This is a genomic window from Streptomyces sp. LaBMicrA B280, assembly GCF_049222185.1.
Classification (GTDB): Bacteria; Actinomycetota; Actinomycetes; order Streptomycetales; family Streptomycetaceae; genus Streptomyces; species Streptomyces murinus.
This window is the reverse complement of the sequence record NZ_JBMJCT010000033.1, coordinates 155,886-181,242: the sequence shown is the minus strand read 5'-3', so window position 1 is coordinate 181,242 and position 25,357 is coordinate 155,886. Positions and strand designations below refer to the sequence as shown.

The following is a 25,357-nucleotide window of genomic DNA, read 5'->3' as shown; positions in this document are numbered from 1 at the left end:
CCTCCGCGGGTGCCCCGTCACGGAGGCCGGGCGCGGTCATCCGGCGTCCGGGGCGCTCGGGCCCCCGCTTTCCCCGGTCTCCGACGCCTCTTCCGCCCAGCGCAGGGCCAGCGCGGCGGCCTTGCGGGCGGCCTCGGCGACGGCCTCGGGGCCACCCTCGCCCCGGGCCGCGGCGTAGCCGACGAGGAAGGTGGTCAGCGGGGCGGCGGGCCGGGCGACCCCGTGCGCGGCGTCCCGGGCCAGGTCGAGCAGGACGTTCGTGTCGACGTCCAGGTCGATGCCCAGCTCGTCCTTGACTGCGGAGATCCATTCATCCAACACGTGCCCATGCTCCCTGATGCGTGCCCTGGCGTTGACGATGTCGTCCCAGGTGTCGCAGTCGAAGGACGCGTGCGGGTCCGGGACACGGATGAGGCGGAGGGCGCCGGTGAGGCGGCGCAGCGGCAGCCCGGTGAGGCCGTCGTGCGCGGCGGCGAGGGCGTCCAGTTCACGGCGCAGCGCGGCGGTGCGGTACGCGGCGACGAGGGGCTGGTCGCGGCCGTCGGCGTCGGTGAGCAGCGCGCCGTCGGTGCCGCTTTCGCCCAGGGCGGTCAGCAGCCGCCGCAGCGTGTCCGCGCGGAGGAAGGGCAGGTCGGCGGAGAGGACGACGGCGTGTTCGGCCGTGGTGTGCCGCAGCCCGGCCGCCAGCGCGGCGACCGGTCCCGCGCCGGGCGGCTCCTCGCGGGCCCAGCGCACCGGGCGGGCGGTGCTCCGGGGCGCGGCCACCACGACGGTCGTACGAGCGTCCGCGCAGGCCGTGAGCACCCGGTCCAGCAGCGCCCGGCCGCCGACCCGGACGCCGGGCTTGTCGGCCCCGCCGAGCCGCCGCGCGGCACCTCCGGCCAGTACGACGGCGTCGTACGGCAGGGGTGCCGCGGTGGCTCCGGGGGCGGCCGCGGTGGCCGCCGGCCCGGCGGTGGCGTTGTCGGTCACTCCCCGAGTATGCGGGCCGTGCCGATCACAGGGAACCGAGGGATGACGGGAACCGGCGGGTCACAGGGTGCGCAGCAGCACCGCCGGCTGTTCCACGCAGTCCGCCACGTACCTCAGGAAACCGCCCGCCGTGCCGCCGTCGCAGACCCGGTGGTCGAAGGTGAGCGAGAGCTGGACGACCTGGCGCACGGCCAGCTCGCCCTCGTGCACCCACGGCTTGGGGACGATCCGGCCGACGCCGAGCATGGCCGCCTCGGGGTGGTTGACGATCGGCGTGGAGCCGTCGACGCCGAAGACTCCGTAGTTGTTCAACGTGAAGGTGCCGCCGGTGAGTTCGCCCGGGGTCAGCGTCCCGGCGCGGGCCGCCTCGGTGAGCCGGGCGAACTCGCCGGTCAGCGACTCCGCGTCGCGGGTGTGGGCGTCCCGGACGACCGGCACGACCAGGCCGCGCTCGGTCTGCGCCGCGAACCCGAGGTGCACATACGGGTGCTGGACGATCTCGCGGGCCTCGGTGTCGACCGAGGAGTTCAGCTCCGGGAAGCGCGCGAGGGCCGCGGCGCAGATGCGGGCGAGCAGCGCGACGAGGGAGATCTTCGCGCCCCCCGCCGCGTTCATCGCGGCCCGGGCGCGCATCAGTTCCGTCGCGTCGGCGTCCACCCAGCAGGTGGCGTCCGGGATCTCCCGGCGGCTGCGGGACAGCTTGTCGGCGACGGCACCGCGGATGCCCTTGAGCGGAACACGCACCTCGCCGGGCACCGAGGCCGCCGCCGCGGCCTGGACGGGCAGGGCCGCGACGGGCGCCTCGGCCGTACGACCGCTGCTCTGATCCGCTCCGGTCCGCAGGGCGCGCTCCACGTCGGCGCGCAGGATCAGCCCGTCCGGGCCGGAGCCCGCCAGTCGCCGCAGATCCAGTCCGCCCTCGCGGGCGAGCCTGCGGACCAGCGGCGAGATCACGGGCACGGGGCCGTCGGACGGCAGGGCGGTGGCGGGCAGGCTCGAAGTCGGCGCGGCGGCCGTGCCGTTCACGCCGGAACTCGCGGCCTTGGCGCCGTTCACCGCGGCATGCGCGCCCGTGGCACCGTTTCCGCCCGCGCCACCGTCGCTCCCGCCCGCGCCGCCTCCGGTCAGGGCCACCGGGCGCACCCTGCGGCGCCGGCCCGGCGCCTCGGACGTGCCGTAACCGACCAGGACATTGCCCGAACCGGCCGTGGACTTCCCGTCCGGTTCGCCGACCGCGACCGTCAGGAGCGGGGCGCCGACCGGGAGTTCGGCACCCTCCTCGCCGTAGCGGGCGGTGACCACGCCGCCGTAGGGGCAGGGGACCTCGACCGACGCCTTGGCCGTCTCGACCTCGACCACCGGCTGGTCGACGGCGACCACGTCACCGACCTGGACCAGCCAGCGCACGATCTCCGCCTCGGTCAGTCCCTCGCCGAGGTCGGGCAGCTTGAACTCCAGCACCTGTGCCATCAGCCCTCGGCCTCCCACTGGAGCCGGGCCACGGCGTCCAGGACGCGGTCCACGCCGGGCAGATGGTGCCGCTCCAGCATGGGCGGCGGGTAGGGCAGGTCGAACCCGGCCACGCGCAGCACGGGCGCCTCCAGGTGGTGGAAGCAGCGCTCGGTGACACGGGCCGCGATCTCGCCGCCCGGCCCGCCGAACCCGGTGGACTCATGCACCACGACCGCGCGTCCGGTGCGCCGCACGGAGGCGCAGACCGTCTCGTCGTCGAACGGCACCAGGGAGCGCAGATCGACCACCTCCAGCTCCCAGCCCTCGGCCCGCGCGGCCTGTGCGGCCTCCAGGCAGACGGGCACGGAGGGGCCGTAGGTGATCAGCGTGGCGCTGCGGCCGGTGCGCCGGACCACCGCGCGCCCGATCGGCTCGACCTCGGTCGGCTCCTCGGGGTTCCAGGTGTCCTTGGACCAGTAGAGCCGCTTGGGCTCCAGGAAGACGACCGGGTCGTCGGAGGCGATGGCCCGGCGCAGCAGGCCGTAGGCGTCGGCGACGGTCGCGGGCGTGACCACATGCAGGCCGGGGGTGGCCATGTAGTACGCCTCGGAGGAGTCGCTGTGGTGCTCGACGCCGCCGATGCCGCCGCCGTAGGGGATGCGGACGGTGATCGGCAGGGGCATCCGGCCGCGGGTGCGGTTGCGCATCCGGGAGACATGGCTGACCAGTTGCTCGAACGCCGGGTAGGCGAAGGCGTCGAACTGCATCTCCACCACCGGGCGCAGGCCGTACATGGCCATGCCGACGGCGGCGCCGAGGATGCCGGCCTCCGCGAGCGGGGTGTCGGTGCAGCGGTCCTCGCCGAACTCCTTGGCGAGCCCGTCGGTGACGCGGAAGACACCGCCGAGGGTGCCGACGTCCTCGCCGAGCACATGCACGGTGGGGTCGGCGGCCATCGCGTCGCGCATCGCGCGGGTGAGGGCCTGGGCCATGGTGGCGGGCTTGACGGCCACGGTGGTCATCGGCGGTCGCCTTCCTGCGGGCCGGGACCGTCCTGCTCGGCCGCCAGCTCGGCCCGCAACAGGTCCCGCTGCTCGCGCAGTTGGGCGGTGGTCTCGGCGTAGACGTGGTCGAAGAGGTCCATCGGGTCGAGTTCGGGGTCCTGGTTCATGCGTTCACGCAGGTCGGCGGCCATCGCCTCGGCGTCCTCCCGTACGGCCTCAAGACCGGCCGCGTCGATCAGGCCGCGCTCGGTCAGCTCCGTCTCCAGCAGGCGCACCGGGTCGTGCGCGCGCCATGCCTCGACCTCGGCGTCGCCCCGGTAGCGGGTGGCGTCGTCGGCGTTGGTGTGGGCGTCGATGCGGTAGGTGACCGCCTCGATCAGCGTCGGTCCGCCGCCCGCGCGGGCGTGCCGTACGGCGTCGGTGAGCACCTCGTGCACCGCGGCCGCGTCATTGCCGTCGACCAGGCGGCCCGGCATGCCGTAGCCGACGGCCTTGTGGGCCAGGGAGGGCGCGGCGGTCTGCTTGGCGAGCGGGACGGAGATGGCGAAGCCGTTGTTCTGGACCAGGAAGACGACGGGTGCCTGCCAGACGGCGGCGAAATTCAGCGCCTCGTGGAAGTCGCCCTCGCTGGTGCCGCCGTCGCCGACCATGGCGAGCGCGACCACGTCGTCGCCCTTGAGACGGGCGGCGTGGGCGAGGCCGACGGCGTGCGGCAGCTGGGTGGCCAGCGGGGTGGAGAGGGGGGCGACCCGGTGCGCGTACGGGTCGTAGCCGGTGTGCCAGTCGCCGCGCAGCAGGGTGAGGGCCTCGACCGGGTCCACCCCGCGGGCGACGACGGCCAGGGTGTCGCGGTAGCTGGGGAAGAGCCAGTCGCGCTCTTCGAGGGCCAGCGCGGCGGCGACCTCGCAGGCCTCCTGGCCGGTGCTGGAGGGGTAGACGGCGAGGCGGCCCTGCTTGGTGAGCGCGGTGGCCTGCGTGTTGTAGCGGCGGCCGCGCACCAGCTGGGCGTGGAGCCTGCGGAGCAGATCGGGATCGGCCTTGGCGACCGCCTCGGTGCCGAGGACGCGATACGGCTCGGCGTCGGGCAGCAGCGGCGCGGGGTCCATACGGGGCTGCCAGGCGGGCGGCGGCGATGGCCGGTACGCGCCCCGCTGCTCCAGAACCGTCATGACGGCACCTCCTCGTGGGAGCGGCTACGGGAGACGTGTCGGCTGTGACCCGTCTCACCTACCGATTGTTCGGTCGTCGGCACATTTTGGCTACAGGCGCCTCCAGGCTGTGGACAAACGGTTCTCCACAGCCTGCAATGAACGCAGGACGTCCACGGCGATGAAGCGGGGGGACATGGCACCTGAACAAATGGCCGAGATGACGCAGGACGCGCTGCCGCCGCCGGCGCGACCGCTGGACGCCATCGATCAGGACATCCTGCGCATCCTCCAGGCGGACGGCCGCGCCTCGATACGGTCGGTCGCCGAACGCGTCCATGTCTCGCGGGCCAATGCCTACGCGCGCATCAACCGGCTGGTCGAGGACGGGGTGATCCGGGGCTTCGGCGCCCGCGTGGACCATGAGCGGGCCGGGCACAGCACCTCGGCGTACATCACGCTGAAGATCGTCCAGAACACCTGGCGCACGGTCCGCGAGCAGCTGCGCCAGCTGCCCGGGGCCTCGCACATCGCGCTGGTGGGCGGCGACTTCGACGTCCTGCTGCTGGTGCACACGCCCGACAACCGCGCGCTGCGCGAGCTGGTGCTCACCCGGCTCCAGGCGATCCCGGAGGTGCTGAGCACCCGCACGCTGCTGGTGTTCGAGGAGGAGGACCTGGAACCGGACGCCTAGGCCGTCTTCTCGGATCAGCAGGCTGTGATCCGTAGGCTGTGATCCGTAGGCTGTTTTTCTCGGATCACCAGAAAGTCAGACAGCCCGGCGTCATCGGAGGATCAGACAGCCCGGCGCAGTCCGGAGAAGACCAGCTGGACGACCGCGTCGGCCACCTCGCGGCCCGAGGCGCCGCGAGCCTCCGGCCGGTACCACTCCACGATGGAGTTGATCATGCCGAAGACCAGCCGGGTGGCCAGCCGCACCTCCACGTCGGGGCGTACGTCGCCCTCGGCCGCGGCCGCCTTGAGCAGCTCGGCGACCCGGTGGTCGAAGTCGCGGCGCCGCTCCAGCGCCCAGCGCTCGGTGGCGGTGTTGCCGCGCACCCGCAGCAGCAGGGTCACATACGGCAGCTCGGATATGAGCACCTCGACCATGCGCCGCACGACGTGCTCCAGGCGCTCCACGGCCTGCCCCTCGCGTGCCGCCGGCTCCTCCAGGATGGCGAAAAGGCCGTCCAGGGCGCGGCTGACGGCCCGCTTCAGCAGCTCCTCCTTGCCGCTGACATGGTGGTAGATCGACGACTTGGAGATGCCGGCCGCCTTGGACAGGTGCTCCATGGAGGTGCCGTCGTAACCGCGCTGGTTGAAGACCTGGACGGCGACGGAGAGCAGCGTCTCGGGGGTGTACGTGTCGCGCCGGGGCGTGGTCATGAGGTGCCCTCCCGCTTGTCGTCGGCGTAGGCGTGGCGGTAGAGCGCGAGGGAGGGCGCGTAGCGTCCGGAGGGGTCGCGCTCGTGCATCGCGTCCAGGACGTCGTAGGCGAACTCGTCGCCCAGCCTGCGGTCCCACGCGAAGGGACCCAGCGGATAGTTGACGCCGAGGCGCATCGCGGTGTCGACGTCCTCCTCGGTGGCGACGCCCTTGGCGACCGCGTCATGGGCGAGGTCGATGATCCGGGCCACCGTGCGCGCCACGATCATGCCGGGGACGTCGCCGATGACGCTGACGTCCTTGCCGAGCGCCTGGAACAGGCCGACGGCCTCGGCGAGGGTCGTCTGCGAGGTGTCCTGGGAGGCGGACAGGGCGATACGGGTGGCCTTGCGGTAGTCGAGGGCGAGGTCGAAGTAGACGACGTCGCGGAACTCCACCGAGGTCTGGCCGTCGGCGAGGACCAGCTGGCCGCCACCGGGCAGCTCCAGGTGGCCGTCCTCGTCGCCGTCCTCCGTGCGGACCTGGATGCCCGCCTCGCGGATCAGCGCGAGCAGTTCGGCGGCGGGGCCGAGATCGCCCTCGGCGAGGACATAGGCGGGCGGCCGCTCCTTGTCGGCGGTGTGCGGCTCGGGCTTCTCGGCGCCCTCCCCGTGGTCGTACCAGCCGTGGCCGACCTTGCGGCCCAGGCGGCCGGACTCCACCAGGCGGCGCTGGGCCAGCGAGGGGGTGAACCGCACGTCCTGGAAGAAGGACTGCCACACCGAGTGCGTCACCGCCTCGTTGACGTCCTGGCCGATCAGGTCGGTGAGTTCGAACGCGCCCATGCGGAAGCCGCCCGACTCGCGCAGGATCGCGTCGATGGTGGCCGGGTCGGCGGCCTGGGCCTCGTAGACGGCGAATGCCTCGGCGTAGAAGGGCCGGGCGATCCGGTTCACGATGAAGCCGGGGGTGTCCGCGCAGGCCACCGGGGTCTTGCCCCAGACGCGGGCGGTCTCGTACGCGCGCGTCGCCGAGGTGACGTCGGTGGCGAAGCCGGAGACGACCTCGACCAGCGGCAGCAGCGGCGCGGGGTTGAAGAAGTGCAGGCCGAGGAAGCGGCCCGGATGGCGCAGAGCGCCGCCGATCGCCGTCACCGACAGCGAGGAGGTGTTGGTGGCGAGCAGGCAGTCCTCGCCGACGACGTCCTCCAGCTCGCCGAAGAGCCGCTGCTTGACGTCCAGCCGCTCCACCACGGCCTCCACGACGAGGCCGCAGTCGGCCAGCTCCGCGAGCGCCTCCGCGGGCTCGAGACGGGCGCGGGCCGCGTCCCGGGCGGTGGCGTCGAGCCGGCCCTTCTCCACCAGCCGGTCCAGTCGCGCGCCGATCGCCGCGGCCGCCTCCCGGGCCCGCCCGGGTGCGGTGTCGTAGAGCCGCACGGGGTGGCCGGCGACCAGTGCGACCTGGGCGATGCCCTGGCCCATGGTGCCGGTGCCGACGACGGCCACGGGGCTGCTGAGGTCGAGTGCTGTCATGTGCGCGATCCTCCCGCACGGGGTTTTCCACAGATGCGGCGGACCCCCTTGAACCGACCGATCGTTCGGTTACTCTAGCCCTGACCGTCCCATCCCGCTGCTCTTTCCGCCAGGTCCTGAACTCGAAGACGAGTTCTCCAGACGAGGAGTTGGTCCCGCATGGCCGCCGAACTGACCGCCCCCGAGCTGATCGCGAAGCACCGGCCCACTCTCGACCAGGCCCTGGAAGCGATCCGCACGCGCGCGTACTGGTCCCCGCACCCCGAGCACCCCAAGGCGTACGGCGAACACGGCAGCCTGGACGCGGCCGCGGGCAAGGCCGCCTTCGACGCCCTGCTCGGCACCCGCCTCGACCTCGGCCAGGCGGGCACGGACGACTGGGTGGGCGGTGAGATCTCGCCGTACGGCATCGAGCTGGGCGTGAGCTACCCGCACGCGGACCTGGACGTACTGCTGCCCGCGATGAAGGCCGGGCAGCCGGCCTGGCGGGACGCGGGCGCCGAGGTGCGTGCCGTGGTCTGCCTGGAGATCCTCAAGCGCATCAGCGACCGGACGCACGAGTTCGCGCACGCCGTCATGCACACCAGCGGCCAGGCCTTCATGATGGCGTTCCAGGCGGGCGGCCCGCACGCCCAGGACCGCGGCCTGGAGGCGGTGGCGTACGCGTACGCGGAGCAGGTCCGCACCCCCGGCACCGCCGAGTGGTCCAAGCCGCAGGGCAAGCGCGACCCCCTGGTGCTCACCAAGAACTTCACGCCCGTGCCGCGCGGCATCGGCCTGGTCATCGGCTGCAACACCTTCCCGACGTGGAACGGCTATCCGGGCCTGTTCGCCTCCCTGGCGACCGGCAACGCGGTCCTGGTCAAGCCGCACCCGCGCGCGGTGCTCCCGCTCGCGCTGACCGTGCGGATCGCCCGTGAGGTGCTCACCGAGGCCGGTTTCGCCGCCGACCTGGTCGCGCTGGCCGCCGAGCGCCCCGGCGAGGGCATCGCCAAGGCCCTCGCGACCCGCCCGGAGATCCGGATCATCGACTACACCGGTTCGACGACCTTCGGCGACTGGCTGGAGGCCAACGCCCGCCAGGCGCAGGTCTACACGGAGAAGGCCGGCGTCAACACGGTGATCGTGCACTCCACGGACGACTACAAGGGGATGCTGTCCAACCTGGCGTTCTCGCTGTCCCTGTACAGCGGCCAGATGTGCACCACCCCGCAGAACCTGCTGATCCCGCGCGAGGGCATCCTCACCGACCAGGGCCCGAAGACGTTCGACGAGGTCACCGCCGACCTCGCCCGCGCGGTCGACGGTCTGCTCGGCGACGACGCGCGGGCCAACGGGCTGCTGGGCGCGATCGTCAACCCCGACGTCAAGGCCCGGCTGGAGGCCGCCGCAGGGCTCGGCGAGGTCGCCCTCGCCTCGCGGGAGATCACCAACCCGGAGTTCCCGGGCGCGGTGGTGCGCACCCCGGTGATCGTCAAGCTGGACGGCGCCAAGCCGGACGCCGAGGCCGCCTACATGAGCGAGTGCTTCGGCCCGGTCTCCTTCGCCGTCGCCCTCGACTCGGTGACCGACGCGGTGGAGCTGCTGCGGCGCACGGTCCGCGAGAAGGGCGCGATGACCGTCGGCGCGTACACCACGGACAGCGAGGTGGAGCGGGCCATCGAGGAGGTCTGCCTGGAGGAGGCCGCCCAGCTGTCCTTCAACCTCACGGGCGGGGTGTTCGTGAACCAGACGGCCGCCTTCTCCGACTTCCACGGCTCGGGCGGCAACCCGGCGGCGAACGCGGCCCTGTGCGACGGCGCCTTCGTGGCGAACCGCTTCCGGGTGGTCGAGGTGCGCCACCAGGGCTAGCCGAAAAAACCGTCGGGAGAAGCGGGTTTCTTCTCCCGACGGCCGCGAAGGCTACGCGGCGGGTGCGCCCGCGGTGGCGCTCCAGTGGTACAGCGTCATCGCCACGCTGGTGGCGAGGTTGTAGCTGGAGACCTGGGGGCGCATCGGCAGCCGCAGCAGATGGTCGGCCCGCGCGCGTACCTCCGCCGAGAGGCCGGTGCGCTCCGAACCGAACGCGAGCACGGCGTCGTCGGGCAGCTCGGTGCCCCTGATGTCCTCGCCCTCGGGATCGAGGGCGAACAGCGGACCGGGCGGCAGCTCGTCGACGCCGAGGTGCTCCACGGCGGTCGCGAAGTGCAGGCCCGCGCCGCCGCGCACCACCGTGGGATGCCAGGGGTCGAGCGTGCCGGTGGTGACCACCCCGGTCGCACCGAAACCGGCGGCCAGCCGGATCACGGCGCCCGCGTTGCCGAGGTTGCGGGGGTTGTCGAGGACCACCACGGGGGCGGTGCGCGGCATCCGGGCGAGCGCCTCCAGGTTGGCCTCACGCGCGGGTCGTACGGCGAGCGCGGCGACCCCCGTCGGATGCGGGCGGGCCACGAGCGCGGCGTACGCCTGCTCGGGCACCTCGATGAGCAGGCCGTCCAGGGCCTCCCGTACGTCCCCGGCCAGTTCCTCGGCCAGGGCGAGCGCGGCCCGCCGGTCGGTGGTGACCGCCACCGGCACCTCGGCCCCGAAACGCAGCGCGTGCTTGAGGGCATGGAAGCCGTCGAGCAGCACGGCACGGGCGGCGTGCTCGCGCCAGCGGATCAACGGGTCGGTCATGCCGTGAACCCTACGCGGCCGGCCGTGCTGTCCTCCGGAGCGCGGGGCGCGGGCACCGTACCGTCCTCGCCGCCGCCCTTGACGAACCGTCCCCGCGCGCGGGCGGCGAGGGCGCCGACCCGGCGCAGGAAGGACGTGGGCAGGAAGACGGCGTCCGCGGTGATCATCGCCAGCGAGAAGAACGGCAGCCCGAGCACGACCGCGATCACGAAGTGCTCCATCATCAGCGCCACCAGCAGCACGTTCTTCGCCCGCCGGTTGAGCAGGGTGAACGGGAAGGCGACCTGCACGATGACGGTGCCGTACGCCACGACCATCAGGATGGTGCCGCTGGCGGACATCAGATCGGCGAGACCGGGCCAGGGCGAGAAGTAGTCCAGGTGCAGCGGGTAGTAGACGGCGGTGCCGTCCTGCCAGCGCGAGCCCTGGATCTTGTACCAGCCGGCCGTGGCATAGATCAGGCACGCCTCGCCCATGATCACCACCAGGGCCCCGTTGTGCAGGACGTTGGCGATCACGTCCAGCAGGATCCGCGGCTCGGCCGAGCGCACCAGCCGCTGGACCAGCCACCACAGGGCGAGCCCCACCCACGCCGTCCACAGCAGGACGGGGATCAGCCAGGCGCCGCCGAAGAGCCGGCCCGACGCGGTCACCGTGACCAGGACGAACCCGAGCACCGTCCACAGGGCGAGGCCGGTCCGGTCGGTGGGAAGCCGCTGTTCGCGCGCCCGGCGCCGCGCGTCGAGGGACCACACCTGTCCGCAGCGCGTGAACACGAGGTAGATGGCCATCAGGTGCAGCACGTTGTCGCCGCCGTCACCGACGAAGACGCTGCGGTTCTGGAGCGACAGGACGCCCACCATGAACAGCACGGACGCCGTACGGGTGCGCCAGCCGAGCAGCAGCGCGGCGCTGGCGAGGATCGCGAGCGCGTAGCAGCACTCGAACCACAGCTGCCCGCTCGACCACATGAGGGCCGTGAAGGCGTGGTTGTCCAGGATCAGCCGCCGGCCCATGTTCCAGTCCCAGGGACCGTCGGGACCGTACAACTCCTGTCGGTGGGGGAACTCGCGCAGCAGGAAGAGCAGCCAGGTACCGGCGAAGCCGATCCGGATCACGGCGCTCTGGTACGGCCCGAGCGCCGCCTCGGTGATACGGGCGAGCCCGCGCGAGAGGACCTGAGAGGGCTGGTTCACCGCACACCTCCGGCGGCCTCGGCGGCGCTCACCGTCCACCAGGGCAGCATCCGGTAGAGGGGCTTGTCGGGCACCTGTTCACCGCTCCAGGAGGGGGGCTGCACATTGAGGGTGCGGGAACGGACCTGCACCCGCTGGATGACGCCGATCCGGCTGGTCGGATCGGTGCGGTACAGGCGCATCACCGCGATCCGGCGCAGATACTGCTCGGACAGCGCGCCGCGCATGCCGACCGGGCGGTTGTCCGCGGTGTGCGTGGCGGTGACGAAGTCCCAGGCGCGGCGCAGTTCGTTCTGCTGGGTGTGGCTGGGCGCCGGATTGCCCTTGATGGCGGCGCCGTCCTGGGCGGACAGGTCGATCCAGCCGGTGGTGCGCACGCTGCCGTCCTTCATCCGCACGTCGGCGCGCACCTGCACGGCGATGTTCTGCTGGAGCGGATTGGGGGCGAACAGCTTCCAGTTCTGTTCGAACTCCGGGAAGACCCATGCCTCGACGGCCTTGCCGTGCTGCTTCGACACCGTGTTCTGCGGCGCGAGGCTGAGGAACACCATCAGCAGGTGCACCCCGACGCCGACACCGATGACGGCGACCGCCAGCGCGGCGACGGCCTGGTAGCGGGGGGAGAGGGCGGCGAGACCGCGGCGGGCGGGATCGGGTGCAGGCGCAGGGGCCTGGCCCGGCGGTGTCCGGTCCGGCTCCGAGCCCTCAGAGGTCTCCGAGCTCAACGCGGTGTCCGGACTCAAAACGGTGTCCGGACTCCCAGGAGTGCCCGTGTTCTCAGGGGTGCCCGCTTTCTCCGCAGTGCCCGTGTTCTCAGGAGTGCCCGTGTTCTCAGAGGTGCCCGTGCTCTCAGGGCCACCCGGAGTTTCCGGGGCCTCTGGCTTCTCCGGGGGACGCGCCCCGGTCGACCCGTCCGGGCCACGCGCGGCCCTCGGGTCCTCGTCGTACGCGTCCATTCCGCCCCGTCCCCCAATTCCGGCTCAGTCGTGGGTCGGCCCACCGGGTCGGCAGAGAGCCGACCCCTTCGATACGGCCGCCCGGCCCGGGTGCCGTGCGGTGCACGAGCGCCCCGTCGCGGCGCCTGCACGGAACGGTACTCAGCCCCGGCCACCGAGCGCAGCCCCGGGGGCCGGACCCCGCCGTCCCCGCACGCTTCGTCCACAGGCACCGCTCGCACCGATCCCACGCCCGCGGAATCCCGCTCGTCCACAGGTTCCGCGCGGAGTTTTCCACAGCGGTTGACACTGTCCGGCGGCCCGGCAACCATTGATGACGCACGGACCGAACGATCGGTCGGGAGAATCCCACCGCAGAGCCCGAGGTCAGGGGGATCGCATGGCCACAGCAGCCGCGCAGGGCACGGCCCGCCCAGAGGCGGACGGCGCCCGGAACACCACCGGGGACGAGGCGGAATACCAGCACGTCTTCGACGCGGCGGTGGCCGCCGACGAGCGCATCGAACCGCGCGACTGGATGCCGGACGCGTACCGCGCGACGCTGGTCCGCCAGATCGCCCAGCACGCGCACTCCGAGATCATCGGGATGCAGCCGGAGGCCAACTGGATCACCCGCGCGCCCTCCCTGCGCCGCAAGGCGATCCTGATGGCCAAGGTCCAGGACGAGGCGGGACACGGCCTGTATCTGTACAGCGCGGCGGAAACCCTCGGCACCAGCCGGGACGAACTGCTCGACAAGCTGCACAGCGGCCGCCAGAAGTACTCCTCGATCTTCAACTACCCCACGCTGACCTGGGCCGACGTCGGCGCGATCGGCTGGCTGGTGGACGGCGCCGCGATCACCAACCAGGTGCCGCTGTGCCGCTGCTCCTACGGCCCCTACGCGCGCGCCATGGTGCGGGTCTGCAAGGAGGAGTCCTTCCACCAGCGCCAGGGCTACGAGCTGCTGCTGGCCCTGAGCCGGGGCACTCCGGAGCAGCACGCGATGGCGCAGGACGCGGTGGACCGCTGGTGGTGGCCCTCGCTGATGATGTTCGGCCCGCCCGACGACGAGTCCCAGCACTCCGCCCAGTCGATGGCCTGGAAGATCAAGCGCCATTCGAACGACGAGCTGCGCCAGCGCTTCGTCGACATCTGCGTCCCCCAGGCCGAGTCCCTGGGCCTCACCCTCCCCGACCCCGACCTCACGTGGAACGAGGAGCGGGGGAAGTACGACTTCGGCACCATCGACTGGACGGAGTTCTGGGAGGTCCTCAAGGGCAACGGCCCGTGCAACGAACAACGCCTGACCCAGCGCAAACGCGCCCACGACGAGGGCGCCTGGGTACGGGAAGCGGCCGTCGCCCACGCGGCCAGGCACAGCGGCGGCACCGAGGCCGCCGGACACCGGACGACGGGAGCGGAGCGAGCATGAGCACCACCGACTGGCCCCTGTGGGAGGTCTTCGTGCGCTCACGGCGCGGCCTCTCCCACACCCACGCCGGCAGCCTGCACGCGCCGGACGCCGAGCTGGCGCTGCGCAATGCCCGCGATCTGTACACCCGCCGCGGCGAGGGCGTCTCCATCTGGGTCGTCCCGGCCGCCGCGATCACCGCGTCCTCGCCGGACGAGAAGGACCCCTTCTTCGAGCCGGCCGCCGACAAGCCGTACAGGCACCCGACCTTCTACGAGATCCCGGAAGGGGTGAAGCACCTGTGACCGCCACCGGCCCCGCCACCGTCCCGCTGACCGCCGCGCTCGCGCTCGGCGACGACGCCCTGGTGCTCTCCCACCGACTGGGGGAGTGGGCCGGGCACGCCCCCGCCCTGGAGGAGGAGGTCGCCCTCGCCAACATCGCCCTCGACCTGCTCGGCCAGGCCCGAGTGCTGCTGTCCCTGGCGGGCGACGAGGACGAACTGGCCTTCCTGCGCGAGGAGCGGTCCTTCCGCAACCTCCAGCTGGTCGAGCAGGAGAACGGCGACTTCGCCCACACCATCGCCCGCCAGCTGTATTTCTCCACCTACCAGCACCTGCTGCACGCCGAACTCGCCGCCGGTGACGGTGTGTTCGCCCCGCTGGCCGCGAAGGCCGTCAAGGAGGTCGCCTACCACCGCGACCACGCCGAGCAGTGGACCCTGCGTCTCGGCGACGGCACTGAGACCAGCCATGAGCGGATGCGGCGCGCCTGTGACGCGCTGTGGCGGTTCACCGGGGAGATGTTCCAGCCCGTGGAGGGACTGGACGTCGACTGGGCGGGCCTGGAGTCCCGTTGGCTGGAGTCGGTCACACGGGTGCTGGACCGGGCCACCCTGACCGTTCCGGAGGGGCCCCGCACCGGGGCCTGGTCGGCGGGCGCCGGCCGCCAGGGCGTCCACACCGAGTCCTTCGGCCGGATGCTCGCCGAGATGCAGCATCTGCACCGCAGCCATCCGGGGGCGTCATGGTGACCGCCACCGCCCTGGAGGCGGAGCTGCTGGAGCTGGCCGGTTCGGTCCCCGACCCCGAACTCCCGGTGCTCACGCTCCATGAGCTGGGCGTGGTGCGCGCGCTGCGCCTGCACGGCGGCGATGCCGCCGAGGTCGATCTGACCCCCACCTACACCGGCTGCCCGGCCATCGAGGCGATGTCCCTCGACATCGAACGGGTCCTGCGGGAGCACGGCCTGCGCGAGGTCTCGGTGCGCACGGTGCTCACGCCCGCCTGGTCGACCGACGACATCACCCCTGAAGGCCGCCGCAAACTGCGGGAGTTCGGCATAGCTCCCCCGAGGGCACTGGAGGCCACCGGTCCGATACCGCTGACCCTCGGCCCGACCCGCACCGGGGCCGCCGGGGCCGTCGGGGCCGTCGGGGCCGTCGAGGCCGAGCCGGTCCACTGCCCGCACTGCGGCTCGGCCGACACCGAACTGCTCAGCCGGTTCTCCTCCACCGCGTGCAAGGCGCTGCGCCGCTGTCTGTCCTGCCGCGAACCGTTCGACCACTTCAAGGAGTTGTGATGGCGCGCTTCCACCCGCTCCAGGTGGCCGCGGTCGACCGGCTCACCGACGACTCCGTCGCCCTCACCCTCACCGTCCCCGCCGAACTGCGCACGGAGTACCGGCACACGCCCGGCCAGCACCTCGCGCTGCGCCGCCGGGTGGACGGCACGGAGGTGCGGCGGACCTACTCGATCTGCTCCCCCGCCCCCGCCGCGGACGGCGAGGGCCCGAGCAGTCTGCGTGTGGGGGTGCGACTGGTGGAGGGCGGCGCCTTCTCCACCTACGCGCTGAAGGAGATCAACATCGGGGACGAGCTGGAGGTCATGACCCCGGCCGGCCGCTTCACCCTGGAACCGGCGCCGGGGCTGTACGCGGCGATCGTCGGCGGCAGCGGCATCACCCCGGTGCTGTCCATCGTCTCCACCCTGCTCGCGCGCGAGCCGGAGGCCCGGTTCTGCCTGATACGGGGTGACCGTACGGCCGCGTCCACGATGTTCCTGGAAGAGGTCGCCGACCTGAAGGACCGCTACCCCGAGCGGCTCCAGCTGGTGACCGTGCTCTCCCGGGAGGAGCAGCAGGCGGGTCTGCCGTCCGGCCGGCTCGACCAGGAGCGGCTCACCGGACTGCTGCCCGCGCTGCTGCCGACCGAGCGGGTGGCGGGATGGTTCCTGTGCGGGCCCTACGGGCTGGTGCAGGGCGCCGAGGGGGCGCTGCGCGAGCTGGGCGTGGACCGCGCCCGGATCCACCAGGAGATCTTCCATGTGGACTCGGGTCCGACCGCCGCGGGCATCGCGCCAGGGGCCGCGCACAGCACGGTCACCGCTCGGCTCGACGGACGCGGCGGCACCTGGCCGGTGCAGGAGGGCGAGTCCCTGCTGGAGACCGTGCTGCGCAACCGCCCCGACGCGCCCTACGCCTGCAAGGGCGGGGTGTGCGGCACCTGCCGGGCCTTCCTGGTCTCCGGCGAGGTCCGCATGGACCGCAACTTCGCCCTGGAAGAGGAGGAGACGGACGCCGGATACGTACTGGCCTGCCAGTCCCATCCGCTGACCGAACAGGTGGAGCTGGACTTCGACCGCTGAGAAAGCACCATGGCACGCTCCACGGAACGCTTCGCGGAGGGAGCCGTCGAGGTTCCCTTCTCCTAGAACCTGTTCTATCTTGACGGCCCGTCAGATGACGACCGCACCGTCGGAGGGACAGGCCGTGGACTTCACCTTCACCGAGGAGCAGCAGGCGGCGGCCGAGGCGGCGCGGGGGGTGTTCGCCGGTGTCGCGCCGGACGCGGTGCCCAGCCCGGCGCTGACCCCGGGCGCCGTGGCCGAGGGCCTCGACCGGGAGCTGTGGTCCCGGCTGGCCGGCGCGGATCTGCTGAGCCTGCTGCTCGACGAGGCGTACGGCGGCGCGGGTCTGGACGCGATCGCCCTGTGCCTGGTGCTGCGGGAGTCGGCGAAGGTCCTCGCGCGGGTGCCGCTGCTGGAGCACAGCGCGGCGGCGGCGGTCGTAGGGGCCTATGGGAGCAAGGAGTCGGGGGAGCGTCTGCTGGAGCGGGCGGGGCGCGGGGAGCTGGTGCTGACCGTCGCCGCGAGCGGTCGCAGTGGCCATGACCCCGCCGAACTCGCCGTCACCGCACGGCGGGAGGGCCCGAGTTGGGTGCTGGACGGGGTGCAGACCGCGGTGCCCTGGGCGTACGACGCGGATCTCGTCGTCGTACCGGCGCACATCGAGGGCGCGGCGGCCGGGGGGAGTGTGCTCGCGCTGCTGCCCCGGGGGCTGGACGGGGTGACGCTCGTCGAGCAGGTGTCCACCACCGGGGAGCGGCTGGCCGAACTGCGGCTGGCGGGGGCACGGCAGACGGCGGGCGAGGTCATCGAGGCCGAGGGCGCCTGGGAGTGGCTGCACGCGCTGCTCGCCACCGGCGTCTGCGCGCTGGCGCTCGGGCTGGGTGAACGGGTGCTGGAGATGACCGGCGAATACACCGGCAGGCGCGAGCAGTTCGGGCATCCGATCGCGACCTTCCAGGCGGTGGCCGTGCAGGCCGCCGACCGGTACATCGATCTGCGGGCCATGGCGGCCACCCTGTGGCAGGCCGCGTGGCGGATCGCCTCCGGGGCGCCGGGCGCGCTGCCCGCCGCCGGGGATGTCGCGGTGGCGAAGATCTGGGCGGCGGAGGGCGTCCGCCGGGTGGTGCAGACGGCGCAGCATCTGCACGGCGGCTTCGGCGCGGACACCGACTACCCCCTGCACCGCTACCACGCCTGGGCCAAGCACCTGGAACTGGCGCTCGGCCCGGCGGCGGCGTACGAGGAACGGCTCGGCGACCTGCTGGCGGCGCACCCGCTCAGCTGACCGCCGATCGCCGACGGCCGACCCGGGGGGCTAGAGCACGTGGCCCGGGCGGCCGTCGTCGGTGGTCACCGGGCGGCCCGCGGCGGCCCAGGACTGCATACCGCCGTCGATGTTCACCGCGTCGATGCCCTGCTGCACCAGATACATGGTGACCTGGGCGGACCGGCCACCGGAGCGGCAGATCACATGGACGCGGCCGTCCTGCGGGGCGGCCTCGGTCAGCTCGCCGTAACGGGCCACGAACTCACTGGTCGGGATGTGCAGCGCTCCCTCGGCGTGGCCCGCCTGCCACTCGTCGTCCTCGCGGACGTCCAGCAGGAAGTCGTCGTCCTTGAGGTCCGTGACACCGACGGTGGGCACACCAGCTCCGAAATTCATGACTCCGACGCTACCCGACGGCGGGCCCGGCTCAGTCCTGCGCCAGCAGGGCCGCCAGCTCCTCCTCGCGCCGGGTGATGTCCCCGCGGAGCTTGTCGGCGATCTCCTCCAGCAGCGCGTCCGGGTCGTCGGGGGCGAGGCGGAGCATGCCGGCGATGGCGCCGTCCTCCAGTTCGCGGGCGACCAGGTTGAGCAGTTCCTTGCGCTGGGAGAGCCATTCGAGGCGGGCGTACAGCTCCTCGGCGGGGCTCGGGCGCCGCTCGGGCGGTACCGGTCCCGCGGCCCACTCCTCGGCCAGTTCCTTCAGCAGCGCCTCGTCACCACGGGCGTAGGCGGCGTTGACGCGGGTGAGGAACTCCTCGCGCCGGGTGCGCTCGTCCTCCTCCTGCGCCAGGTCGGGGTGGGCCTTGCGGGCGAGGTCGCGATAGAGCTTGCGGGCCTCCTCGCTGGGCCGTACCCGCTCCGGGGGACGTACCGCCTGGCCGGTGAGCATGGCGGCGGCCTCGGGGTAGAGGCCGTGGCCGTCCATCCAGCCGTGCATCAGCTCCTCGACGCCGGGGATCGGCAGGACGTTGGCGCGAGCCTCCTCGGCGCGGCGCACATCCTCCGGGTCACCGGTGCGGGCGGCCGTCGCCTCGGCGATCTCGGCATCCAGTTCCTCAAGGCGCAGATAGAGCGGGCCGAGTCGCTGTTCGTGCAGCCGGGAGAAGTTCTCGACCTCGACGCGGAAGGTCTCCACGGCGATCTCGTACTCGATCAACGCCTGCTCGGCGGCCCGTACGGCCTGTTCGAGCCGCGCCTCGGGGCGGGGGGCGTGGGGTTGTTCGGCTTCCGGGGTGGTCACCCGCCCCAGCGTAGTCGCTGCGCTCGGCTCGGGGCCGGGGCGGATCCATGCCGGTGGCGGGGGCGGTTCGCCGTGGGGGTGCCGGGCCGTCGGCGAGTGCGGGTGCGTGGTGGCTGGTCGCGCGGTTCCCCGCGCCCCTTAGGGGCCGCGGCGGCCCCGCTCAAGAAGCTCAAGAAACAAGAAAGCCGAGAGAACCGAGATGCCCCCGCTCACACGCCCAGCTCCGCCGCTATGCGGCCCGCGCGTATCGCTGTGATCAGGGTGGCGTGGTCGGACTCCGTGAGGTCGGCGTAGGTCAGGGCGAAGGCGGCGACGGCGTTGTCCAGGTCCTCGTTCTTGCCGCAGTAGCCGGCGATCAGGCGGGGATCGGCACTGTGGGAGTGGGCGCGGGCCAGGAGGGCGCCGGTCATGCGGGCGTAGTCGTCGACCTGGTCGGCGGCGAGGGCGGCGGGGTCGACGCTGCCCTTGCGGTTGCGGAACTGCCGTACCTGGAAAGGCCGTCCGTCGACCGTGGTCCAGCCCAGCAGGGTGTCGCTGACCACCTGCATCCGCTGCTGCCCGAGCACGACCCGGCGCCCCTCGTGCGCGACCGGTGGGTTCTCGAAGCCGGCGGCGGCCAGGTGCGGGAGCAGCGCGGAGGGGCGGGCCTCCTTCACCTGGAGGACCAGCGGGTGCTCACGGTGGTCGAGGAGCAGGACCACGTACGAGCGGGTGCCGACGCTGCCGGTGCCGACCACGCGGAAAGCAACGTCGTGCACCGTGTGCCGGGCGAGCAGAGGGCGGCGGTCCTCGGACAGCGTCGTCAGGTACTCCTCCAGGGACGCGGCGACCGCGGCGGCCTCGCCGTCCGGTGTCCGGCGCAGCACCGGCGAGGCGTCGACGAAGCGCCGGCCGCCGTCCGGGTGCGGCTCGGTCGACTTCGCCGCGAACCGGCCGCTGGTGTTGGCCCGCGCCTTCTCCGAGACCCGTCGCAGGGTGCCGAGCAGGTCATGGGCGTCGGCGTGGGAGACCAGCTCCTCGTCCGCGATGGCGTTCCACGCGTCCAGCGCCGGGAGCTTCGCCAGCAGCCGCATGGTGTGGCGGTAGGCGCCGGCCGCGTCCCGCGCCGCGGCACGGCAGGTGTCCTCGTCGGCACCGGCCTCGCGCCCGGCCAGCACCAGCGAGGTGGCGAGCCGCTTCAGGTCCCACTCCCAGGGGCCGTGCACGGTCTCGTCGAAGTCGTTCAGGTCGATGACGAGGCCGCCGCGGGCGTCGCCGTACAGCCCGAAGTTGGCGGCGTGCGCGTCGCCGCAGAGCTGCGCGCCCACCCCGGTGACGGGGGTGCGGGCCAGGTCGTACGCCATGAGTCCGGCGGAGCCCCGCAGGAAGGCGAAGGGGGTGGCCGCCATCCGGCCCACGCGGATCGGGGTCAGCTCCGGTATCCGGCCGGCGTTGGACTCGATGACGGCGCTCACCGCGTCCGGGCGGGCGGCGTCCGGTTCGAAGAGGGCGTGGTCACGGCGTGGCACACCGGTCCGCAGTGCCTTGCCCTCTTCCTTGGGCGAGCCCTGCCGGGGCCACTCGGCGAACCCGCGCACCCGGGGCAGCCTGCGCGCCCCGCCCTCAAGCCGCTCCCCCTGCTCCCCGCGCTCCCGCTGCCGCGGCTCACTCATCACACCCGCACCGCTCCCGGCCACAGCGACCGCCTCCCCCGTACGCATCGAGACGAACATCGACTCGGCAAGACCGTACCGCCGACGCCGGAATCCGGGTCAGCCCTGTGGACAACCCGGTGGCTGTGGAAAAACCCCGCTCGCCACCCCACCCGCCGGTCACGGACAAGGCCGCTACCCCGGCAGCCATTGCCCCGGCAGCCGGTTCACCGCTCCGACGTGCCTTCGCCCGCCTCCCCGCCCAAGTTCTCGGCCAGCCGGAACAACGCGGGCAGCGCGTTCCCGATGGCCTCGCGGGCGTCGTCGTCCAGGGCGCCGAGCGCGGCGTCGATGCGGCGTTCGTGCGCCGTGGTCCAGGCCACGAGCTTCTCCCGGCCCGCGTCGGTGAGGGTGACGACGGAGGCCCGGCGGTCGGCGGCGTCGACGTCCCGCGCGACCAGTCCCGCGCTGATCATCTGACCGATCAGCCCGCTGACCGTGCTCGGCGCCAGGCGGCGCCGCGCGGCGAGGTCGCTGATCCGGGTGGGCGAGTGCTCGCCGAGCACCTGGAGCAGCTCGACCTGCGCCATGGGAAGCGTCTCCCACGGATAGTCGGTGCGGATCGAGGAGCGCAGCGCGCGGCGCAGCCGGGTGACGGCCTCGGTGAGCAGTCGGGCCTCGGGCGCCTGGGTGGACTCCGCCTGCGCGGACTCCACCTGCGCGGCGGGGCCGGGAGCGGAGACGGCGGGGCGTGGCTGCGCGGACATGCGGAAAGCCTAGCCGGGCGGCACCCGGGAACGGCCGGGCGTCCAGGGCTCGGACGGCCCCCGACACCGGCCCTGGCCCCGGCCACCCCCGAACACCCTTCCCGGAACCGGCCCCTCCCGGAACCGCTCCGACGAGCGAGCCACAAGCCCACCGCGAGCCCTCCCCGAACCCACCGCGAGCCCCCTCACGCCCTCTCACCCCTCCCGAATCCCCTCCCGCATCACCCTCCCGCATCACTCCTCCCGAATCCCCTCCCGCGCCCCCTCCCTCGGCCCGAACCAAGCCGCCCCCACCGCGACCACCGACGCCGCCACCAGCACCATCGCGGCCGCCTGGCTCCCGCCCCGCCCGGCGCCTTCGCCTCCGCCGTCCACCTGCAAGGCGAGCGTGACCAGAGCGACCCCGAGCGCCGTCCCCAGCCCCCGGGTCATGTTCACGAGCCCCCCGCCCGTCCCGGACGACCGCGCGGGTATCGCGCCCATGATCAGCGCATTGTTGGCCGGGGTGAACATCCCCAGCCCCAGCCCGGTCACCGCGAGCACCGGCACCAGCTCACCGATCCCCGGCGCCACCACCAGCAGCGCGGTCAGCGCCGCCGTGAAGATCCCCGCACCGGCCAGGCACCGCCCCCGGTCCGAGAGGCCGCGCGGCAGCACCCGGTCGCCCCCGGTCGCGGCCAGCGCGAACCCGGCCGGCAGCGCGGTGAGCACCAGCCCCGCCGTCAGCTCGGACACGCCCCGCGCGGTGAGCACCACGGGCACCAGCACCAGCGGCCCGAACAGCACCAGATAGCCGCTCAGGGCGCCCACCAGGCCGTACGCCACCGCCCGTACCCGCAGCAGGGCGAGGTCGAGCAGGGGCGCGGCCGCCCGCCGCTGGCGTCGTACGAAGGCCCGTCCCGCCCCGGCCGCGAGCAGGAACAGCGCGGCGACGCCCCAGCCGGGCACCGGCAGCCCGGAGGCCGCGGAGACGCCCATCAGGGCACCGGTGGTGGCCGCGGCCAGCAGCAGGAGCCCCGGCCAGTCGAAGCGGGTGACCCGGGTACGGGCCCGGGTGCGGGGCAGCAGGTAGTGGCCGCCGACGAGGGCGACGACACCCACGGGCACGTTCACCCAGAACACCCAGCGCCAGCCCAGGGTGGACACCAGGGCGCCCCCGACCGTCGGTCCCAGGGCCAGCCCCAGGGCCTGCGCGGCGGCCTGCACGCCGAGGGCGCTGCGCATCCGCTCGCGCGGCGCGCTGGTGGTCACCAGCGCCACGCTGTTGGCCTGCATCATGGCCGCGCCGGCCGCCTGGACCACGCGGAACGCCACGAGGACCCAGAGCGAGGGCGCGAAGCCGCAGGCCGCGGAGGCGAGGGTGAAGACGGCGAAGCCGTACAGGTAGAGCAGTTTGCGGCCGTGGGCGTCGGCAAGGCGCCCCGCGGGCACCAGCAGCGCCACCAGGGCGAGCAGATAGGCCAGCGAGACCCATTCGACGGCCGCGAGCGAGGCGTGGAAGCCGGTGCGCAGACCGCCGTAGGTGAGCGTGACGATGCTGGCGTCCAGCTGGCCCATGAACGCGCCGAAGCACACCGCGGCCACGGCCAGCCACCAGGCGTTCGGCCGCGCGCGGATCGCCTCGGGGCGGGGCCGCTCCGAGGTGAGCAGCGCGAGCCCCCGCCGGACGGACGGGTGCGGTCGCGTGTCGGTGACCATGCCTCCAGGTTACAACGGTCACCGAAATACTTGGCTAGCGTCCTATCTCACGGACGGACACCGAGAGCGGCCTCCCGCACCACCCCGTGGAGCGGCACGCGCCGCCCTCTGGGTGGCACCGAGCAACCAACCCCCGGGAAATGCACTCACCCACCCCAGGAGCTGTCACACGTTCCGCTCATCCCGGCCGGCAGGGCGCGGCAGGAGGCCTGGACCTGCGTGCCCCGGTCCGGGGCCCCGTGGTGCGAGGAGCCCATTCCGACGGCGAAGACGGCCAACAAGCCGGTCACAGCAATGAGAAAGCGCCTCATGACACGAACTCCGTTCCATACACAAGGACGTTACGGTGATCTCAGTCTCGGAAAACTCAATGTCGTCCGCCAGGTTTCCGATGCCTCATCAAACGGCAAGGCAGCAAGGGGAGGACGGAGCGAACATGGACATAGCTCCTCATTGCCCACGATCGACCCCCGATGAACTCAAGTCGGAGTCGCTGGACTTAAGGGTCTACGCCTGGCTCGTCCGCAATCAGAGAGCGGGCACGCACGACCCGGAGACCATCGCCCGCGAGCTGCCCGCCGACCTTGCCGATGTCCGCCGCGTCCTCTCCCGCCTCCTCGAGACCGGGCTGCTGACCGAGGAGCCGCTGCCGGGCTCCCGGCTGACCGTCGTACCCGCGGAGGCCGCGGCGAGCCGTCGTACCGCGCCCCTGGAGGCGCAGATCCGTGAGCGCCAGGAGGCGATCGCGCACATCAGGAGCAGCGTCGACCCCTTCAGCCTGGTCTTCCAGCGGGAATCGCGCTCCTGGGGCAGCGGTTTCCAGGAGATCTCCACGGTGGCCGAGGTCCGCGACCGGCTCAACCGGCTCAGCGACGGCTGCCGCACCGAACTGGTCTCCTGCCAGCCCGGCGGCGGCTCCCGGGTCCCGGCGGCGATGGCCGAGGCCATGGGGCGCGACCGGGCGATGCTCGACCGGGGCGTCCGCATCCGCACCCTCTACCACCACACGGCGCGTTTCAACGGCCCGAGCCAGGCATACGTGGCGGAGCTCTCCACGCGCGGCGCGGAGTACCGCACGCTGCACGAACTGTTCGGCCGGCTGATCATCGTGGACCGGGAGACCGCCTTCATCCCCGCGCCCGGACACGACGGCCAGGGCGCGATCCTCATCAGCGAACCGCCGGTGGTCGCCTACCTGTACGACGTCTTCGAACTGGCCTGGACCCACGCCAGGCCGTTCGTCGACGCCACCGGGCGCGCCATGGAGGCGGTCTCCAGGGAACTGCACCGCACGATCCTGCGCCTGCTCGCCGACGGCCTCAAGGACGAGGCGATCGCCCGGCGCCTCGGCATGTCGCTGCGCACGACACGCCGTCATGTCGCCGACATCCTCTCCGAGTTGAACGTGTCGAGCCGCTTCCAGGCGGGCGTCGCCGCGGCCCGTTCCGGGCTGCTGGAGGAGGTGGACGGTCACGCGAACCCGTGACTGACGGTGCGCGTGCCGATACGGCATGCTGCACGAAAGGTTCTCCGCTCCCGCCCCCCGGGCGAGGAGCGCGGGACGGCCGCGAGTCACGACGACGATGGTGAAGCCTGCATGGTCTGGGGAAGTGCGTACGACGGCACGGACGTTCCGGAGTCCCAGGAGGCGTACGTGGAGGAGATCGTGCTCTTCCTGCGCGCCTGCACGGACCGTTCGCCCGCCCTGCTGTGGCCCGAGCACGAACCCGCCGTGTACGACACGACGGACCGGGCCTCCCCGGCCGCCGACCGCCGGTTGTCCGCGTATCTCGCGCGCAGCCTGACGTCCGCTCTGGGCGTGCCCGTGAACGAAACCTCCGGCACCCCGCTCGACGGCCCCGCGACGGCCCACACCCTGGTGGTGCAGACCGCGGGCCGCACCCACTGGTCCGTCGCCACGGCGGAGGAGCCCGAACGGCCCCTCGTCCTGCCGCTGTTGGCCAGCGAGGTCCTCTACCTCCCGCGTGGCTCCCGTACGACCGTCACCGCGACCGCCGGCAGCCGGCTCATCTCCCTCTCCCTGGCCACCCCGGCCCACGGGCGGGGGCTGGACCGCGAACCGTTCCGCACGGCCCAACGCCCCCATTGACCCCCCGGGTTCGTTCAGCTCCGGTCCGTCTGGGTGTGCACATCGAACACCCCGCACCTGACCGCGGCGACGACGAGCTGCGAACGGCTCACCGCACCCGTCTTGCTGCGCAGCCGACGCACATAGGTGTCCACCGTGTGCCGGCTGATGCCGAGCCGGCGGGCGATGGACGGGTACGTCTCCCCGTCGCACAGGGAGGCGAGCACCTCCCGCTCGCGAGGGGAGAAGTCAGGTGACGGCATCGTGCCTGCAGGCGAAGGCATGGGGTTCCTCTCAGTCGTCGAACGCGCGGGAAACGCACGGGAATCGCCTTTCCAGCATGCGAACCCCCGCCCCGCCCCACC

General features: G+C 72.8%; 25 protein-coding genes. 10 read left to right on the top strand and 15 right to left on the bottom strand.

Features of this window, described 5'->3' with window-relative positions:
• Window positions 1-36: 36 nt before the first annotated feature.
• From ACLF5H_RS25805 to pdhA, 4 genes are read right to left on the bottom strand one after another with little or no spacing between them, the layout of a single operon-like run.
• Window positions 37-972 carry an NTP transferase domain-containing protein gene (locus ACLF5H_RS25805; RefSeq protein ID WP_421678401.1) on the bottom strand — a complete coding sequence of 312 codons (936 nt, stop codon included), beginning with the start codon at window positions 970-972 and terminating at the stop codon, window positions 37-39.
• A 60-nt stretch (window positions 973-1,032) separates the two neighbouring features.
• Window positions 1,033-2,442, bottom strand: coding sequence for a dihydrolipoamide acetyltransferase family protein (locus tag ACLF5H_RS25800; RefSeq protein WP_421678400.1), 1,410 nt, complete (start codon window positions 2,440-2,442; stop codon window positions 1,033-1,035).
• Complete coding sequence (locus ACLF5H_RS25795; protein WP_421678399.1) at window positions 2,442-3,446, bottom strand: alpha-ketoacid dehydrogenase subunit beta; 1,005 nt, start codon at window positions 3,444-3,446, stop codon at window positions 2,442-2,444. Before ACLF5H_RS25795 ends, ACLF5H_RS25800 begins: the two co-directional genes overlap by 1 nt.
• Window positions 3,443-4,597, bottom strand: coding sequence for a pyruvate dehydrogenase (acetyl-transferring) E1 component subunit alpha (gene pdhA / locus ACLF5H_RS25790; RefSeq protein ID WP_421678398.1), 1,155 nt, complete (start codon window positions 4,595-4,597; stop codon window positions 3,443-3,445). Before pdhA ends, ACLF5H_RS25795 begins: the two co-directional genes overlap by 4 nt.
• A 175-nt stretch (window positions 4,598-4,772) precedes the next feature.
• On the opposite strand from pdhA, the gene ACLF5H_RS25785 reads away from it, so the two are divergent.
• Window positions 4,773-5,270: an Lrp/AsnC family transcriptional regulator gene (locus tag ACLF5H_RS25785; protein ID WP_421678397.1), complete on the top strand. Its 498-nt coding sequence runs from the start codon at window positions 4,773-4,775 to the stop codon at window positions 5,268-5,270.
• 101 nt (window positions 5,271-5,371) lie between these two features.
• On the opposite strand, the gene ACLF5H_RS25780 is transcribed toward ACLF5H_RS25785, so the two are convergent.
• The gene (locus tag ACLF5H_RS25780; RefSeq protein ID WP_421678396.1) at window positions 5,372-5,962 is read right to left on the bottom strand and encodes a TetR/AcrR family transcriptional regulator; all 591 of its coding nucleotides are present in this window, start codon (window positions 5,960-5,962) and stop codon (window positions 5,372-5,374) included.
• On the bottom strand, window positions 5,959-7,473 hold the full coding sequence (locus ACLF5H_RS25775) for a 3-hydroxyacyl-CoA dehydrogenase (protein WP_421678395.1): 1,515 nt from the start codon (window positions 7,471-7,473) through the stop codon (window positions 5,959-5,961). Before ACLF5H_RS25775 ends, ACLF5H_RS25780 begins: the two co-directional genes overlap by 4 nt.
• A gap of 159 nt (window positions 7,474-7,632) precedes the next feature.
• Here ACLF5H_RS25775 and paaN point away from each other — a divergent pair, with 159 nt between their 5' ends.
• Complete coding sequence (gene paaN, locus ACLF5H_RS25770; protein ID WP_421678394.1) at window positions 7,633-9,324, top strand: phenylacetic acid degradation protein PaaN; 1,692 nt, start codon at window positions 7,633-7,635, stop codon at window positions 9,322-9,324.
• A gap of 51 nt (window positions 9,325-9,375) precedes the next feature.
• On the opposite strand, the gene ACLF5H_RS25765 is transcribed toward paaN, so the two are convergent.
• From ACLF5H_RS25765 to ACLF5H_RS25755, 3 genes are read right to left on the bottom strand one after another with little or no spacing between them, the layout of a single operon-like run.
• Window positions 9,376-10,128 (bottom strand): TrmH family RNA methyltransferase, encoded by a 753-nt coding sequence (locus ACLF5H_RS25765; protein WP_421678393.1) that lies wholly within the window; start codon window positions 10,126-10,128, stop codon window positions 9,376-9,378.
• On the bottom strand, window positions 10,125-11,324 hold the full coding sequence (locus tag ACLF5H_RS25760) for an HTTM domain-containing protein (RefSeq protein ID WP_421678392.1): 1,200 nt from the start codon (window positions 11,322-11,324) through the stop codon (window positions 10,125-10,127). The genes ACLF5H_RS25765 and ACLF5H_RS25760 overlap by 4 nt, the downstream gene beginning before the upstream one ends.
• Entirely contained in the window at window positions 11,321-12,280 is a 960-nt protein-coding gene (locus ACLF5H_RS25755) for a DUF5819 family protein (RefSeq protein ID WP_421678391.1), read from the bottom strand. The genes ACLF5H_RS25760 and ACLF5H_RS25755 overlap by 4 nt, the downstream gene beginning before the upstream one ends.
• Before the next feature lie 379 nt (window positions 12,281-12,659).
• On the opposite strand from ACLF5H_RS25755, the gene paaA reads away from it, so the two are divergent.
• From paaA to ACLF5H_RS25725, 6 genes are all read left to right on the top strand, one after another.
• A complete protein-coding gene (gene paaA / locus ACLF5H_RS25750) occupies window positions 12,660-13,694 on the top strand; it encodes a 1,2-phenylacetyl-CoA epoxidase subunit PaaA (RefSeq protein ID WP_421678390.1) in 1,035 nt (344 codons plus the stop codon).
• Window positions 13,691-13,978, top strand: coding sequence for a 1,2-phenylacetyl-CoA epoxidase subunit PaaB (gene paaB / locus ACLF5H_RS25745; protein WP_014673816.1), 288 nt, complete (start codon window positions 13,691-13,693; stop codon window positions 13,976-13,978). The genes paaA and paaB overlap by 4 nt, the downstream gene beginning before the upstream one ends.
• The gene (gene paaC / locus ACLF5H_RS25740) at window positions 13,975-14,706 is read left to right on the top strand and encodes a 1,2-phenylacetyl-CoA epoxidase subunit PaaC (RefSeq protein ID WP_421678389.1); all 732 of its coding nucleotides are present in this window, start codon (window positions 13,975-13,977) and stop codon (window positions 14,704-14,706) included. Before paaB ends, paaC begins: the two co-directional genes overlap by 4 nt.
• The gene (paaD, locus tag ACLF5H_RS25735) at window positions 14,700-15,254 is read left to right on the top strand and encodes a 1,2-phenylacetyl-CoA epoxidase subunit PaaD (RefSeq protein ID WP_421678388.1); all 555 of its coding nucleotides are present in this window, start codon (window positions 14,700-14,702) and stop codon (window positions 15,252-15,254) included. The genes paaC and paaD overlap by 7 nt, the downstream gene beginning before the upstream one ends.
• The gene (locus ACLF5H_RS25730; protein WP_421678387.1) at window positions 15,254-16,318 is read left to right on the top strand and encodes a 2Fe-2S iron-sulfur cluster-binding protein; all 1,065 of its coding nucleotides are present in this window, start codon (window positions 15,254-15,256) and stop codon (window positions 16,316-16,318) included. The genes paaD and ACLF5H_RS25730 overlap by 1 nt, the downstream gene beginning before the upstream one ends.
• 124 nt (window positions 16,319-16,442) lie before the next feature.
• Window positions 16,443-17,585, top strand: coding sequence for an acyl-CoA dehydrogenase family protein (locus ACLF5H_RS25725; protein WP_421678562.1), 1,143 nt, complete (start codon window positions 16,443-16,445; stop codon window positions 17,583-17,585).
• A gap of 30 nt (window positions 17,586-17,615) precedes the next feature.
• Here ACLF5H_RS25725 and ACLF5H_RS25720 read toward each other — a convergent pair whose 3' ends face one another.
• From ACLF5H_RS25720 to ACLF5H_RS25700, 5 genes are all read right to left on the bottom strand, one after another.
• Window positions 17,616-17,945 (bottom strand): rhodanese-like domain-containing protein, encoded by a 330-nt coding sequence (locus ACLF5H_RS25720; RefSeq protein WP_037650299.1) that lies wholly within the window; start codon window positions 17,943-17,945, stop codon window positions 17,616-17,618.
• A 49-nt stretch (window positions 17,946-17,994) separates the two neighbouring features.
• The gene (locus ACLF5H_RS25715) at window positions 17,995-18,807 is read right to left on the bottom strand and encodes a hypothetical protein (RefSeq protein WP_421678386.1); all 813 of its coding nucleotides are present in this window, start codon (window positions 18,805-18,807) and stop codon (window positions 17,995-17,997) included.
• A gap of 209 nt (window positions 18,808-19,016) precedes the next feature.
• Window positions 19,017-20,459, bottom strand: coding sequence for a DUF2252 domain-containing protein (locus ACLF5H_RS25710; protein WP_421678385.1), 1,443 nt, complete (start codon window positions 20,457-20,459; stop codon window positions 19,017-19,019).
• Window positions 20,460-20,665: 206 nt separating this feature from the next.
• Window positions 20,666-21,205, bottom strand: a complete 540-nt coding sequence (locus tag ACLF5H_RS25705) for a MarR family winged helix-turn-helix transcriptional regulator (protein ID WP_421678384.1) — start codon at window positions 21,203-21,205, stop codon at window positions 20,666-20,668.
• 234 nt (window positions 21,206-21,439) lie between these two features.
• On the bottom strand, window positions 21,440-22,903 hold the full coding sequence (locus tag ACLF5H_RS25700; RefSeq protein WP_421678383.1) for an MFS transporter: 1,464 nt from the start codon (window positions 22,901-22,903) through the stop codon (window positions 21,440-21,442).
• A 436-nt stretch (window positions 22,904-23,339) separates the two neighbouring features.
• Between ACLF5H_RS25700 and ACLF5H_RS25695 the strand changes: the two genes are divergently transcribed.
• Together ACLF5H_RS25695 and ACLF5H_RS25690 are read left to right on the top strand one after the other, a co-directional pair.
• A complete protein-coding gene (locus tag ACLF5H_RS25695) occupies window positions 23,340-24,389 on the top strand; it encodes a LuxR C-terminal-related transcriptional regulator (RefSeq protein WP_421678382.1) in 1,050 nt (349 codons plus the stop codon).
• Window positions 24,390-24,500: 111 nt separating this feature from the next.
• Window positions 24,501-25,013, top strand: coding sequence for a hypothetical protein (locus ACLF5H_RS25690; protein ID WP_421678381.1), 513 nt, complete (start codon window positions 24,501-24,503; stop codon window positions 25,011-25,013).
• A 14-nt stretch (window positions 25,014-25,027) separates the two neighbouring features.
• Here ACLF5H_RS25690 and ACLF5H_RS25685 read toward each other — a convergent pair whose 3' ends face one another.
• A complete protein-coding gene (locus ACLF5H_RS25685) occupies window positions 25,028-25,276 on the bottom strand; it encodes a response regulator transcription factor (protein WP_421678380.1) in 249 nt (82 codons plus the stop codon).
• Window positions 25,277-25,357 lie beyond the last annotated feature (81 nt).